Source organism: Pelovirga sp. (assembly GCF_059864205.1).
On record NZ_JCBCBS010000157.1, the window covers coordinates 45,924 to 60,641 of the forward strand.

The following is a 14,718-nucleotide window of genomic DNA, read 5'->3' on the forward strand; positions in this document are numbered from 1 at the left end:
GAAGATCGGTGCTAATCAGGTTGCTAAATGGCATGGTCGGGCCGGACACCTTGCTTTTTCGCATTTTTTTTGGGAGAATTTGAAAATTCGTTATTATCGCCGGAGGTTTTCTATGAATCAGCCTGTTACCAAGGATATGACCTTTGATCAACTGCTGCAGATTTATCCCGACGCTGCGCAAATTCTTTCTAACTTTAACTTAGGTTGCGTCGGTTGTTTGGGGGCCTCGACCGAAACCCTTGCTCAGGGCGCTCATGCCCATGGAATTGATATTGACAAATTGCTGGCAGCCTTGAACCAGACCAGTGAGTGATATCTAGCCATTATGCCTGATCGGACAGCTTCAGATCCGGCCAGGATCTTATCCCAGCCCTTAATCCTGCTGACCGGCGTTGGCCCGAAAGTACAATCCCGTTTACAAAAGCTTGGCTTGGCTAGCCTTGAAGATGCTTTTTATCATCTGCCGCATCGTTACGAAGACCGCCGCCAACTAAAATCAATTCGCCAGCTAAGCGACGGATCCCCTGACGTGTTCAAGGGCACTGTGCTTGCTTCCGGCGAGTCCCAAAGCAAACGCACATCGCGACGCATTTATGAAGTCATTGTCGGTGATGACAGTGGGACCATCTCGCTAAAATGGTTTTTTTATCGCAAAATCTGGCTGCAAAAGCGTTTTCCAATCGGACAGACCGCCATTTTTATCGGTGAGGTCAAACGTTTTGGCGCCACCCGTGAAATCCATCATCCTGATTCCGAACTGATCCAGGACGCTGATGACATGGCGTTGTTGAGCCGTAAAGATCCTGTTTCTTTTGGTCGCATTGTCCCGGTATACCCTTTAACCGAAGGGATCAGCCAGAAGCAGATACGCTCGATCTGGTTTCCACTGATCCGCGATTACGCCCACTATCTGCCGGCAACCACCCCTGATTCCATCCGAAAAAAATACCATCTTCTCGATCGCCCGGAAGCCCTCCGCCAGGTCCACTGGCCTGACAAGCAGTCCAACCTCAAGGAGTTGGAAGAAGGGCGTCACTTAAGTCGTAAGTCCCTTGTTTTTGATGAGTTTTTCTATCTGGAAGCGGGGCTGGCGTTAAAAAGGGCAGGGGTGCAACTGGAGCAGGGGAGCATCATGCCCTGTTCGCACAAATACACGCTGCCATTAAGCAGGATCCTGCCCTTTAAGCTGACAGCAGCGCAACGTCGGGTGCTTGGCGAAATCAAAGAGGACATGGCTGCTCCGCACCCCATGAATCGCCTGTTACAGGGAGATGTTGGCAGCGGCAAAACGATTGTGGCATTGATGGCGGCGCTGATTGCTATCGAAAACAACTTCCAGGTTGCCGTTGTTGCGCCGACGGAGATCCTGGCTGAACAGCATTTTCGCACCTTTGTCCCCTGGCTGGAGAGGTTGGGGCTGACCTGCTGTCTGTTGCAGGGGAGCTCCAGTCAGGCAGAAAAGAAAAAATGTTACGCTGGAATCGCTGCCGGAGCAATAGATCTGGTTGCCGGAACCCATGCCGTACTGCAGGAAAACGTTGAATTTCAGCAACTTGGACTTGGTATTATCGATGAACAGCATCGTTTCGGGGTGCGCCAGCGCGGCATCCTTAAAACCAAAGGGAACAACCCGGATATCCTGGTGATGACGGCGACGCCGATTCCGCGAACCCTGTCCATGACCCTCTATGGTGATCTGTCCGTTTCGGTCATTGATGAACTGCCGCCCGGCAGAAAACCCGTTTCAACAAAGATAATTCACCAGCGCAATCGCTCCAAAGCCCATGATTTTATCCGGGAAGAACTCAAAAAAGGTCGCCAGACCTACATTGTTTATCCCTTGGTTGAAGATTCAGAGAAAAGTGATCTGCAGGCGGCAACCATTGCCGCGCAACAACTCAGTGAGATATTCCCTGAAGATCAGATCGGATTGCTCCACGGCAAAATGAAAAGCGCAGACAAGGAAGTGGTCATGAACGCTTTTCGTGCGGGTGACATCAGGATACTGGTGGCGACAACCGTGATTGAGGTGGGAGTTGATGTGCCCAATGCTACTTTGATGGTCATTGAACATGCCGATCGTTTTGGCCTGGCGCAGTTGCATCAGTTGCGTGGACGCGTTGGCCGTGGCGCTGAGCAGAGCTACTGCATTCTGATTCCGTCCGAACATTACAGCGAGGATGCCCAAAAACGATTGGACGTTATGATCAAAACGGAAGACGGTTTTAAAATCGCCGAAGCTGACCTGCAGATTCGGGGACCTGGAGATTTCCTTGGAACCAGACAGGCCGGTTTGCCGGACTTTCGGGTCGCCAGTCTGACGCGAGACGTATCAATTCTTGAGGCAGCAAGGCAGGCAGCATTTGATTATGTCGAGCAGACCGACCGCTTGACCACACCAGAAGCCCGACCGGTAAGAGAAGAACTGATCAAGCGCTGGGGGAGTCGTCTTGAGCTTGCCAGTGTCGGCTAAAATGACCCATTCACCAAACCGGCACATTAGTTTACATAATATATATTATGCGACACACTAACTATAATTGTATATAAAAGTTCAACTCCCTACAGGTACGCTCTTTTTGGGGGTAAAATGATTCATAAAAAAAAGGACCACCTCTTTTGTGAAGTGATCCTTTTTTTATTGGTCGGGATGACTGGATTTGAACCAGCGGCCCCTTGACCCCCAGTCAAGTGCGCTACCAGACTGCGCCACATCCCGTTATTGACAGCGAGGCGCATTATCAGTGATTGACCTGCGCATGTCAAGAAATTTGACGGCTAAAGTCACCGGCTATTGCTTGCGTTTATCGATAACGCGGCTGGCTTTGCCTTCATGACGAACAATGGATGAAGGTTCGACCAGTTTGACCTTGGCACTGACACCGAGAACCGTTGCCAGTCGTTTTTCCGCTTCGGTTACGAATTGGCGCTGACGCTTCATTTCATCAAAGAAGATGTGCTCATTCACTTCGACCTGCACTTCCAATTGATCTGAATTATTAACACGATCAACAATCAGTTGGTAATGCGGCTGGCACCCTTCAATCTGCAGCAACACTTCCTCAATCTGGGTTGGAAATACGTTGACCCCCTTGATAATCAGCATATCATCGGTACGGCCGCAGGTTTTTTCCATTCGCGCCAGGGTGCGTCCACAATCGCAGTGATCGTAATGAATTCGGGTAATATCACGGGTGCGATAACGGATCATGGGAAAGGCCTGTTTGGTCAGACTAGTAATAACCAATTCCCCTTTAGAGCCTTTTGGCAGGACCTGGCCCGTGTCAGGGTCGATGATTTCAAAGATAAAGTGATCTTCTGCCAGGTGCATTCCGCGCTTTAACCTGCAGTCGCCGGCAACACCAGGCCCCATGATTTCCGACAACCCATAATTGTCGGTTGCGATAATTCCCAGGCGAGTTTCCAGTTCACAACGCATCTGCTCGCTCCAGGGTTCGGCTCCGAACAGCCCGACACGCAACGCCAGACTCGCCGGATCGATCCCCTTTTTCTCCAGTCGATCAGCAATTGTCAGGCCATAAGATGGCGTACAAACCAGTGCGGAAGAACGATAATCCTGCATGATCATAATCTGTTTATCGGTGTTGCCGCCGGAGATCGGTATCACTGAGGCACCAATCGCCTCTGAGCCGTAATGCAGACCAAAAGCGCCGGTAAACAAACCATAACCAAAGGCGATATGGACAATGTCTTCGCGGGTGACCCCGGCGGCGGTCATAAAGCGCGCTACCAGCTCTGTCCAGGTACTGATATCCCGTTTGGTGTAGCCCACGACGGTCGGCTTGCCGGTGGTCCCGGATGATGAGTGGATACGCACAACATCACGCATAGGAACAGCAAACATGCCATAAGGATAGTTCAGACGCAGATCTTCCTTGCTGGTGAATGGCAGATGCTGGATGTCATCCAGCGTTTTAAGGTCACCAGGCTTGAAACCACAACCCTTGAATTTATGTTGATAACAGGGAACATTGTCACTCACCAGCTGCAGGGTTTGCAGCAGGCGCTCCAGCTGTAAGCGCTCAATTTGCTCGCGCGGCAGGCACTCCGCTTCAGTGTTCCAGATTAAATGGTGATCAGGCATTGATGATAATTCACTTTCACTATACTTGCTTAACTAAAAGCTATATCGATATTATTTTTTTACCATCAAGGATATTGACACCGTTTTTAAGCAATACCGCAATGGCCTGGTCAACATTATCAAAGCGAAAGATAATCACGGCATTGCTGCCCGAGCGCTCAACAAAGGCGTACATGTATTCGACGTTAATCTGGTTATTGTCGAGAATTTTTAAAATCGATGACAATCCCCCGGGCCTGTCGGGAACTTCCACCCCGATAACTTCGGTTTTATTAACGGTAAAATGCTTGTCACGCAGGACACTGAGGGCTTTTTCACTGTCATCGACAATCAGCCGCAGGATGCCGAAATCAGAGGTGTCTGCCAACGACAGTGCACGAATATTGACATTGGCATCACCCAGCACACCGGAAACTTCTGCCAGGCGACCCGATTTGTTCTCTATAAAAACCGAAATCTGCTCGACTTTCATGGCTTGCTCCTTGGTCATGATGTAATTTTAGTGCGGTTGTCGATAACACGCTGCGCCTTGCCTTCACTGCGTGCCAGGGTTTTGGGTTCAACCAGCCGTACCTTGCAGGTAACACCGAGCAGATCCTTGATCTGTTTTTGAATCAGTCCTGATAGTTGCTGCAGCTTACGTACCTCATCGGAAAATGTCTGCTCGTCAACCTCAACCAATACTTCAAGTGTATCCAGGGTCCCTTCACGATCAACCAGCAACTGATAATGGGGTTCAATCCCCTTGATGGTGAACAGTACGGACTCGATCTGACTGGGGAAGACATTGACCCCACGAATAATCAGCATGTCATCACTGCGCCCGCTAAGTCGCTCGATACGCGCATGGGTTCTGCCGCAGATACAGGGTTCACGGGTCAGACAGGTAATATCGCGGGTTCGGTAACGGATCAGAGGTATCCCCTCTTTGGTGATGGTGGTGATGACCAGTTCACCTTTTTCACCGTCCGGCAATACCTCCTGGGTTTCGGGATTAATAATTTCCAGTAGAAAGTGATCTTCCCAGACATGCAAACCATTCTGAGCTTCGATGCACTCAATACCGACGCCAGGCCCAAGAATTTCAGATAATCCATAAATATCAATCGCTTTTATGTTGAGCTTACTCTCGATTTCCTGGCGCATCTTTTCACTCCAGGGTTCAGCACCGAGGATACCGACTTTTAGCTTGAGCTTGCGGATATCGATCCCCTCTTCTGCTGCGACTTCAGCAAGAAACAGGCTATAAGACGGCGTGCAGGTCAGCACTGTGGAACCAAAATCCTGCATGATCATCAACTGCTTTTTGGTGTTGCCGCCCGACATGGGAATGACCGAGGCCCCGATGCGCTCAGCACCATAGTGGGCCCCCAGGCCTCCGGTGAACAAACCATAACCGTAGGCGTTATGAATGACATCACCTTTGTGAGCACCGGCAGCGTAAAATGAGCGCGCCATCAGTTCTGTCCAGGTTTCGATGTCGCGTTTGGTGTAGCCGACAACCGTGGGCTTGCCGGTCGTCCCCGAAGAGGCATGAATACGGACAATCTGTTCCAATGGTACAGCAAAAAGCCCGTAAGGGTAGTTGTCACGCATATCCTTTTTTAAGGTAAAAGGCAGGCGCTGCAAATCTTCGAGCTTTTTGATATCTTTTGGTTTGACCCCGAGCTGATCAAATGCCTTACGATAAAAAGGGACGGTAGCGTAAACCCGTTCCAGCGTTTGTTGCAGGCGGCGCAACTGTAGCGATTCAATTGCTTCTCTGGGCAATGTTTCAAAATCATCGTTCCAAATCATCCGGATTCTCCCTGTCCACTTTTCTAGCTGTTGGTTCCGCGTCCTGCCGCAAACGCTTGAAGATTGATATCAACCAGTTTTTCCGGAACCATTTTTTTCAGAGCAATCAACCACATCTCATGGTCAAAATCGAGAATATTGGACAGCGCGCCCAGCAGTACTGTGTTGACGGTTTTAGCGTTGCCGGTTTCCAGCGCCAGGGTCAGGCCGTCAACCACGGTTGTTAAGGGAAATTGCTGCTCAATTGTAGCAATTAGATTCTCCGGATAAGATTGCTTACCCAGAGCAACAGAAGGTGGAGCGATCTTCCAGTCGTTCACCACAACGCGACCGTTCTTGCGCAGCAAAGGCAGATAGCGACAGGTCTCCATTAATTCAAAGCTGAAAATAATGTCAACCTCTCCTTCCGGGATAATCGACGAGTAAACTTTTTCGCCATAGCGCACATGGGAAACGACACTGCCACCACGCTGGGACATGCCGTGGATCTCATTTTTCTTAACGTCAAGTCCCGCCATCAGACAGACTTCAGACAGCACCTCGCTGGCAAGCAGGATGCCCTGACCACCCACCCCGGCAATAAGAATATTAGTTGTCTTCATCTTATCAGGCCTCTATTTCCTTGAAAGCGTTAAAGCCGCAGGTCTGCTGGCAGACCTTGCAACCAACGCAGATGATCCTGTCGATATTAGATTTTTTACTGGTTTCGTCCCAGGCGATAGCAGGACATCCCAGGCGCAGGCAGGCTTTGCAGCCGGTACAGACGTCATGGTCGACATAGAGTGACGGACGCCGCTCAAGATTGTCTCTGGGCACCAAAACGCACGGTCTGGTGGTGATGATGACGGAAACTTCCGGCCGGGCCATCTCCTCACGCAGGGTTCTGCGCGTCAGGGCAATGTTATAGGGATCGACAATCCGCACATGCTCCACGCCAACAGCGCGACAGAGTTGTTCCAAATCGACACGAAAAGCCGGATTGTTGTCGAGGGTGTAACCGGAAGCCGGATTTTCCTGGCGACCGGTCATGGCAGTGATGCGATTGTCGAGAATAATCACAGTGGCCGTGGAATTATTGTAAACCATGTCCATCAAACCATTGATACCGGTATGCAGGAAGGTCGAATCGCCAATAACGGCAACGACCTTGCGTTGTTCCTCTTCACTTAATACCTTGCTGATACCTGTGGCGTTACCGATACTTGCACCCATACAGACACAAGTATCCATGGCCGACAGGGGCGGCATAAAGCCCAGGGTATAACAGCCGATATCACCGGTAACATAAGCTTTGGCGCGATTCAACTCCATAAAAACCCCGCGATGCGGGCAACCCGGACACATGTTAGGTGGCCGCGGGGGCAGATGTTGGGTTGAACTTTCATCCGGCAATGCGGTACCGAAAAGCCCTTTGGCCAGACGCCCGGGGGTTAATTCACCACAGATGGGAATTTTCGCTTTGCCGATAACAGGAATACCCATGGCCTGAACCTGTTCTTCAATGAAGGGGTCCAGTTCTTCAACCACATAGAGAGTTGTGTACTTGGCAGCAAAGTCACGGATCAGTTGTTTGGGCAGAGGATAAACCATGCCAAGCTTGAGAACATCAGCATCGGGCAGCACCTCTTTGACGTACTGATAAGAAACTCCGGAGGTGATAACACCAACCTCCCCTTTGCCCTTTTCAACCCGGTTGAATGACTGACTGCAACCCCACTCTTCCAATTTAAGGATACGTTCCTCGACATCGTAGTGACGCTTACGGGCATTGCCGGGGAGCATTACCAGTTTGGCAGGATTGCGCTCAAGGCTTGGGGTCGGAATGTTTTGCGGGCGCTCACCCAAAATAACGACCGACTTGGAGTGAGAAATCCGCGTCGTACTGCGTAAAAAAGCCGGTGTATCGAACTGTTCACTCACCTCAAAGGCCAGCTTGGTGAAATCAAGGGCTTCCTGACTGTCAGCCGGTTCGAACATCGGCATCTTGGCAAATTTGGCAAAGTTACGGTTATCCTGTTCGTTCTGCGATGAATGCAGCTCCGGATCGTCAGCAGTAACCAGCACCAGACCGCCGCGCACACCGGTATAGGTGAGGGTAAACAGAGGGTCGGCAGCCACATTAACCCCAACGTGTTTCATCGACACCAGGGCTCTGGCACCACCAAAACAGGCACCAATACCAACTTCGAGGGCGACCTTTTCGTTCGGTGCCCAGGATGATTTAACTTCCTTATAGCGCGTCATGTTTTCGAGGATTTCGGTACTGGGGGTACCGGGATAGGCACAAGCGACCAATGCGCCTGCCTCATACGTTCCCCGGGCAATCGCTTCGTTTCCAGAGAGCAGAACTTTATTCATGATCAGCCTTGGTAATTTGAGTAATTGAGAGGTTGATGGAGAAAAATGGAATGGCGATAATAGGCAATGCTCGAACATCTGTCAATCACGACATGCAGCCAAAAAGACTCCTTCGAGCAGGCCGGCATCAGCAACTTTAAGGTGAGTGACACCAAGGGCTTCGGCAATCACTGTGGCTGTCCGCAAACCGGGAAGAATCAGATCCCCCCTGCCCTGCTCCATTCCCGCTAACTGCTCACGATCAATAGCCGACAAGGTTACAAGCTGATCATAGAGGGTGTGCATCCAGGCCAGGGATAGTCGGTGGTTATTGATCGCGGTCGGGTCATAGTGGATCATACCAAGATCAATAGCCGCCAGGGTGGTCATTGTACCTGCTGTGCCGATCAATTCTATGGGCTGAGAAGATGAAAGTTGGTGTTGGAATAGGCTGCGAAAATCAGTCAGCATAGCAGCAATTGTCTGTTCTTGCTGGTGTGGGTCGTATTCTTCGGCAAGGCGTACCACTCCAAACGGATAGCTCTGCTGAACGCAGACACGTCCGTCAATGACAATAATAAGCTCGGTACTGCCACCGCCGATATCAAAGATAACCGCATTCCCAGGGTGTGGGCTGATGGCTGACAGTACGCCGATGGCAGCTAGTTGCGCCTCTTCGACACCATCAATCACGTCGATGCTGAGCCCTGTATGCTGAAAAACCTGTTCAATGAACTGTTGGCGGTTTACAGCCCGACGCAGTGCGGCCGTGCCGACTGCTCGCAGGCACTGTGCCTGATGTTGTTCAAGAATAGTCGAAAATTCTTTCAGAGCGGCAAGGGTTCTCGCCATGGCGGTGGCAGACAGTCCCATTTTCACAGAAAAACCACCACCCAGTCGGGTGATGCGGCGTTCATAAAGGCGTGGCTGCAAACGACCGGCGTCACAGCTACCAACAAGCATTCTGACGGTATTGCTGCCAATATCAACGGTAGCTTGCATCGTTAGTCGCTTGTCAGGGTGTCAGAAATTTTGAAGGTATGATCGCCGATCTTTTCGTAACACTGAAGCATATCGATAAAGATCAGCCCCGGCTGAACGGCACACTCACCAGTATTTAGGCGAGTAATATGGTTCATGCGCAAAGATTCTTCCAGGGCATCAATGCTATCTTCATAGTCAATAGACTGCTGAACGATTTCCCTTTTATCATGTTCCATCGCATCAATAATAAAACGTAAAAATTCGTAGGCGCGGTCAGCAATAGCAGCAACCTCATTGACACCAGTATGAGAAAACTTGATTCTGTCGTTAATTTTACGAGTGTTCAATTCCCACAGAGTCTGACAGTGATCACCAATACGTTCTAAATGATCAACGATATTCATCAGCTTTTTGATCTGTACAGAGGTGTCAGCAGAGATGGAGCGATGTGAGAGTTTGGCAAGAAAGTTCATTATCTCCTGTTGAAGGAGATCAAGGGTTGCCTCATTTTTCTCCAGTTCCGGAATACGTCGTACATCATTATCATCAAGAAAGTGATTAGTTTCCTCAAGCATGGTAAAAGCAAGTTGAGCCATGCGCCGGGTTTCGCGGCGTGCCTGACCAATCGCAATGGGAGGAGTATTAAGAACCCGGTCATCAATAAACCTTACCTGAATAACCTCTTGCCGCCCTTCGCCACGGATAAAATAGGTCGAAATTTTAGCCAGCACCCCAATAAAGGGCAGAAAAATGAGGGTGTTGATCACATTGAACAAGGTATGAGCATTGGCGATGTAGCGCGCGATGTGGGGTTTGTCACCCACAGGAGTAGCGTACAGCTCTGCCTGTGCCTGGGTCTGGACAACAAAGTCGGCTTCTCCCGGGGTTATCGCTGTGATCAACTTCAGATAAAGCTGGAAAAAAATCAGCATCAGAATCACGCCGATAACATTGAATAAAAAGTGAGCAAAAGCCGCCCGGCGCGCAGCAATATTGGTGCCGATAGCGGAGATATTGGCGGTGATGGTGGTGCCGATGTTTTCGCCCAGAATCAAGGCAACACTGGCGTCAAAGGTAATGAGACCCGATGTGGCCAGGGCCAGAGTAAGAGCAAGGGTGGCGGTACTACTCTGAACAATGATAGTCACGATAGCACCAATCAGTATGCCCAGAGATTTGTAGTCACCAATCAGCATAAAAATCTGCTGAAATCCTTCACTGGAACGTAACGGATCAAACCCCTGACGCATGATGGCCAGGCCGAAAAAAACCAGGCCGAAACCGAGCACCACCTCACCAAAATAACTGACCCGTCTTTTTTTGCTGAAGAGTCTTAACGCTGCGCCAAAACCAATAGCCGGCAAAGCATATTGAGTGACATTAAAGGCGATGATCTGGGCGGTGATGGTAGATCCAATATTGACCCCCAGGATCACTCCGATGGCCTGCATCAGGGTGAGCAGACCGGCATTGACAAAGCCGACCACCATGACTGTGGTTGCGCTGGAAGATTGAATAAGAGCCGTAACCCCGACCCCAACCAGGGCCGCAACCAGCCGATGATTGGTCAAGACCGCTAAAATCTGCCGCATTTTTTCGCCGGCAATTTTTTGTAACCCTTCCGACATGATTTTCATGCCGAAAAGAAACAACCCAAGGCCGCCAATTAAACCGAACATCAACTGCTGGTTAAGCAAGACAGACATTGTGTCTCCGTGGTTAAGCATCTGTGCGAAAAGGTTGAAAAAAGCCAGGGCCAAATCAAAAAAAAGGGAGCCACTAAAGGCGCCCTTCCAGGTTTATCCTGCAGAACGGAAGATCACTGTTTTTTTCTGTTGATGCTGGCAATCAACATATTACGATAATCCTGTTTAGAGCGCCGCAGGCGTTCACTGAAGGAGCGGAAGAGGTTCAACGTCAACTGCATGCCCAGACGCGGATTGTTATTGCAGAGCTGATAATAGTCTTTGCGCAGCAGTGCAAAAAGACTGACATCTTCGACAACACGCGCCGTCGCTGCGCGCGGTCCACCATCAATAACCGCCAGTTCGCCAAAGGTGTCACCAGGGCCAAGGATTACCAGGGTCTGTTCATCACCTTCCGCCAGCATCTGTGAAATACGAACCGCCCCCTTGCTGAGCAGATATAAAGACTCACCCGTCATGTTTTCGATATAGATGGTTTTGCCGGCGGAAATCTGCTGGGGCGTAAGAAATGTACCAAATAATTCCATTTCTTTCGCAGCCAGGCCCTTAAAAAGGGGACTATCTTTAAGTCCGTCCAGATTCACATTATTCACAGGGCACCCGCCACGACAGATAAGGGGTTTAGATTTCGTAGGTTTTCACATACTCGAGATAATTGTTAGCAGATTGCAGAAGAAAGGCAACTTCCTCCTCTGTCAACCTTCTTTTACAACGAGCAGGAGAACCCGCAAAAAGGGTGCCGGAAGGTACGTGAGTTCCTGGCGTAACCAGGGCGCCGGCAGCAATCATGACATCATCTTCTATCACAACGCCATCCATGACAATGGCTCCCATGCCAATCAGGCAGCGATTGCCAATAGTGCAACCGTGCAAAGTAACATTGTGACCAATGGTCACATCGTTGCCAATAATCGTCGGATGGGTTTTGTTTGTCACGTGGACAACAGAACCGTCCTGAATGTTGGTACGATTACCAATGCGGATATGGTTAACATCGCCACGCAACACAACATGGTACCAGAGGCTGGAAAATTCACCTATTTCGACGTCACCAATGATCTCACTCGAACCAACACGAAAAACCGTATCATGCAGGCGCGGTGTTATGCCTTTGTAAAGATGCAGCATGGTAAAAATCTCCATAAAAAAATGCGAGACAGATAAAAAACAACATACTTATCAAGTACCCACTTTGCATGTTAAGCCCTACCCCGTGTTGAACCGATAAAAAACAACAAGGCCCGATCACAGCAGTGATTGGGCCCGATTGGGAAGCGGTCAGACACAGGATCATTGCGATGGGGCAATCAGCTATCTACCCGCTCACGCAATCCCTTGCCGGCCTTGAAAAAAGGGAGTTTTTTTTCCTCAACCTTGATAATTTCACCGGTTTTTGGATTACGACCCATGTAGGACTTATAGTCCTTGACCAAAAAACTGCCAAAACCCCTTATTTCGATACGGTTACGATCTACCAGGGATTGGGTCATCGAATCGAAAATGAGATTGACAATCTGCTCAGCCTTTTTATAGGTGAGATTTTTTTTCTGCGATAAAGCCTCAACCAGTTCAGATTTATTCATTGACACCCCCCTTAAGGAATCATGGCATCTGTGGGATGGGCGGATTTCTTGAGACTATACATCAAGTTGCGGCGATTCTCAACCATCAATCAAATTATTGTAAAGGGCGACAAGGTCCAAATAACTTTGGCATCAGCATCGCCGCTGTTCTCCCAACGATGGGGCAAATGTGATTTAAAACACAGACTGTCACCGCTGTTGAGAATATATTCCTCATCAACGATAGTCATCCTAAGTTGCCCTTCAAGAACATAAATCAGTTCATCACCCGGATGGTACATATTTTTGTAACCACTCTGCCCGCCTTTTTGGACAGTACAGTAAAATGACATGAATTGTGGATCGCGCAATCTCGACGTGAAAGATTCCGTATGCATATTGTATTCGTCGTCGTAAACGGTTTTGTCACGTTCACCGGGACGAGTAAAAACAACTTCATGGGAAGTGCTGACATCTTCTACAAAAAAGTTGATGCTTTTGTCAAAAACCGACGCCAGTCGCATCAAAATTTCTACCGATGGTGTTGTCAAACCACGTTCGATGCGCGAAATCATGTTGGAAGAAACCTGTGACCTTTCCGCTAAAACTTGAATAGTCATATCCTGTTTCAGGCGGATCTCTTTGAGTTTTTTACCGACGATTTTTTTTATCTGCATACGCTTGTTCCATTTTTGAAATCAAACATTCGGTGGTGGAGACACCACCCAGAGGACCTTTGTGCGGCCGGCACGGTTATTACTCCATCGATGAGGGATAGATGCTTTGAAGGCTATAGAATCGCCCTCGCCCAGCAGGTACATGTTGTCTTCAATATAAAATTCAAGGCCCCCTTCAAGAACCATGGCAAATTCCTCGCCGGAATGAATCATTCCTCCTTCGCCACTGTCACAAAAAGGTTCGAGGGTGTCGACAAATACAGAAAAACCAGGATCGCGCAACCCCTTCATTAAACTGCTGATTCTATGTTTATCTTCAAAGAAAAAAACCGGCTCTCCACGGCCGGCCGGCGTAAAGACAACACTGCTTCCCTTTTCCGCCTCTTCAACAAAGTAGCTCAAGCTGACGCCAAGAGCGTCAGCAAGCTTCATCAAAATTTCGACAGAGGGCGTTGTCAAGCCACGCTCAATGCGTGAAATCATGTTTGATGATACCCGCGAAAGACCTGCAAGCTCCTGAATTGTTTTATCTCTTTTCAGACGTGAAGCTTTTAATTTACGACCAATTAATTTCTTTACCATAGCAGATGACTCCAGTAAAAATAGAATAGGGTTCTATCATTGCAGACAGAGCATGTCAACCTCTATATGAGACAAGCTTTACCTCTTCTGGTATAGGCCTTAAGAAGAGGCTTGAAGAAAAGTAGAAGAATTGCAAAACAAACATTTGCATCGACAAGGATGTTTATGATAGTTTTCTGCGGTTGCGTAGATGAAATGGAGGAAACATTTTCATGATCACCGTTTTGATTGGTATACATATTCTGGTTTCTATTGCCCTGATCGTTATTGTATTGTTGCAGATGGGCAAAGGCGCACAGGCTGGTGCGTCTTTTGGAGCCGGCAGCAGTCAGACCATGTTCGGATCGACCGGAGGAAATGTTATGACAAAAATAACAGCCACCGTCGCTGTTATTTTCATGCTGACCAGTCTTTCTCTAGCGTACTACTATGGTTCATCAGCATCTAAAACCATTATGCCGGGAACAGTAACTGCCCCCGCAACGAGTGCTCCCTCCTCGCCGGCAGGTGGTGCAACACCGCAGTAACAGTATCGAGATGTAGTAGTTTTTAGTTGACAAGAAAAGAAACAATTCAGTATAAAATCTGCGCTTGCCGAAGTGGTGGAACTGGTAGACACGCCATCTTGAGGGGGTGGTGACCAACTGGTCGTGCGAGTTCGAGTCTCGCCTTCGGCACCATTTAAGGATTCAGAAAAGTCCAAAGAAGAACAGGAAGCCCGCTAATACAGCGGGTTTTTTTGTATCTATCGTCCTAATAAGACCATCCGCAACCATTGACATCCGCAACATTCAGGGGTACTTTTTTGTATAGCATACCCCCTAATCAAAGAAAAGTACCCCCGCTTTGATTTTGTACCCCTGTCCACGGAGGTGGAACAATGGCACTGTCAGATATCAAGGTTCGCAACATCAAGCCCACAGACAAACAATCCAAGCTCTATGATTCTGACGGGCTGTACCTACTGG

General features: G+C 49.0%; 15 protein-coding genes and 2 tRNA genes. 4 read left to right on the top strand and 13 right to left on the bottom strand.

Annotated elements, in window-relative coordinates:
* The first annotated feature begins 112 nt into the window (after positions 1-112).
* Positions 113-313, top strand: coding sequence for a DUF1858 domain-containing protein (locus AC6F7T_RS10280; protein ID WP_500718554.1), 201 nt, complete (start codon positions 113-115; stop codon positions 311-313).
* 12 nt (positions 314-325) lie between these two features.
* Positions 326-2,473, top strand: a complete 2,148-nt coding sequence (recG, locus tag AC6F7T_RS10285) for an ATP-dependent DNA helicase RecG (protein ID WP_500718555.1) — start codon at positions 326-328, stop codon at positions 2,471-2,473.
* A gap of 169 nt (positions 2,474-2,642) precedes the next feature.
* Here the strand turns inward: recG and AC6F7T_RS10290 are convergent.
* The 13 genes from AC6F7T_RS10290 to AC6F7T_RS10350 all read right to left on the bottom strand — a co-directional run bounded on the left by AC6F7T_RS10290 (position 2,643) and on the right by AC6F7T_RS10350 (position 13,750).
* Positions 2,643-2,719, bottom strand: a tRNA-Pro gene (locus AC6F7T_RS10290).
* Between the two features lie 72 nt (positions 2,720-2,791).
* Complete coding sequence (locus tag AC6F7T_RS10295) at positions 2,792-4,105, bottom strand: AMP-binding protein (protein WP_500718557.1); 1,314 nt, start codon at positions 4,103-4,105, stop codon at positions 2,792-2,794.
* 40 nt (positions 4,106-4,145) lie between these two features.
* A complete protein-coding gene (locus tag AC6F7T_RS10300) occupies positions 4,146-4,577 on the bottom strand; it encodes an ACT domain-containing protein (RefSeq protein ID WP_500718559.1) in 432 nt (143 codons plus the stop codon).
* 14 nt (positions 4,578-4,591) lie between these two features.
* The gene (locus AC6F7T_RS10305) at positions 4,592-5,902 is read right to left on the bottom strand and encodes an AMP-binding protein (protein ID WP_500718561.1); all 1,311 of its coding nucleotides are present in this window, start codon (positions 5,900-5,902) and stop codon (positions 4,592-4,594) included.
* A gap of 23 nt (positions 5,903-5,925) precedes the next feature.
* Complete coding sequence (locus AC6F7T_RS10310; RefSeq protein ID WP_500718563.1) at positions 5,926-6,504, bottom strand: indolepyruvate oxidoreductase subunit beta; 579 nt, start codon at positions 6,502-6,504, stop codon at positions 5,926-5,928.
* A 4-nt stretch (positions 6,505-6,508) separates the two neighbouring features.
* A complete protein-coding gene (gene iorA / locus AC6F7T_RS10315; protein WP_500718565.1) occupies positions 6,509-8,260 on the bottom strand; it encodes an indolepyruvate ferredoxin oxidoreductase subunit alpha in 1,752 nt (583 codons plus the stop codon).
* Between the two features lie 81 nt (positions 8,261-8,341).
* Positions 8,342-9,241, bottom strand: coding sequence for a Ppx/GppA phosphatase family protein (locus AC6F7T_RS10320; protein WP_500718567.1), 900 nt, complete (start codon positions 9,239-9,241; stop codon positions 8,342-8,344).
* Positions 9,242-9,243: 2 nt separating this feature from the next.
* Positions 9,244-10,929: a Na/Pi symporter gene (locus AC6F7T_RS10325; RefSeq protein WP_500718569.1), complete on the bottom strand. Its 1,686-nt coding sequence runs from the start codon at positions 10,927-10,929 to the stop codon at positions 9,244-9,246.
* Between the two features lie 113 nt (positions 10,930-11,042).
* Entirely contained in the window at positions 11,043-11,522 is a 480-nt protein-coding gene (locus AC6F7T_RS10330) for a cyclic nucleotide-binding domain-containing protein (protein WP_500718571.1), read from the bottom strand.
* 28 nt (positions 11,523-11,550) lie between these two features.
* Positions 11,551-12,057 carry a DapH/DapD/GlmU-related protein gene (locus tag AC6F7T_RS10335; protein WP_500718573.1) on the bottom strand — a complete coding sequence of 169 codons (507 nt, stop codon included), beginning with the start codon at positions 12,055-12,057 and terminating at the stop codon, positions 11,551-11,553.
* Between the two features lie 179 nt (positions 12,058-12,236).
* Positions 12,237-12,512 carry an HU family DNA-binding protein gene (locus tag AC6F7T_RS10340; RefSeq protein WP_500718575.1) on the bottom strand — a complete coding sequence of 92 codons (276 nt, stop codon included), beginning with the start codon at positions 12,510-12,512 and terminating at the stop codon, positions 12,237-12,239.
* 89 nt (positions 12,513-12,601) lie between these two features.
* Positions 12,602-13,168, bottom strand: coding sequence for a cupin domain-containing protein (locus AC6F7T_RS10345; RefSeq protein ID WP_500718577.1), 567 nt, complete (start codon positions 13,166-13,168; stop codon positions 12,602-12,604).
* 21 nt (positions 13,169-13,189) lie between these two features.
* Entirely contained in the window at positions 13,190-13,750 is a 561-nt protein-coding gene (locus tag AC6F7T_RS10350) for a helix-turn-helix domain-containing protein (RefSeq protein ID WP_500718579.1), read from the bottom strand.
* A 212-nt stretch (positions 13,751-13,962) separates the two neighbouring features.
* On the opposite strand from AC6F7T_RS10350, the gene secG reads away from it, so the two are divergent.
* Together secG and AC6F7T_RS10360 are read left to right on the top strand one after the other, a co-directional pair.
* Complete coding sequence (gene secG / locus AC6F7T_RS10355) at positions 13,963-14,277, top strand: preprotein translocase subunit SecG (RefSeq protein WP_500718581.1); 315 nt, start codon at positions 13,963-13,965, stop codon at positions 14,275-14,277.
* A 66-nt stretch (positions 14,278-14,343) separates the two neighbouring features.
* A tRNA-Leu gene (locus AC6F7T_RS10360) sits at positions 14,344-14,430 on the top strand.
* The last annotated feature ends 288 nt before the right edge of the window (positions 14,431-14,718 follow it).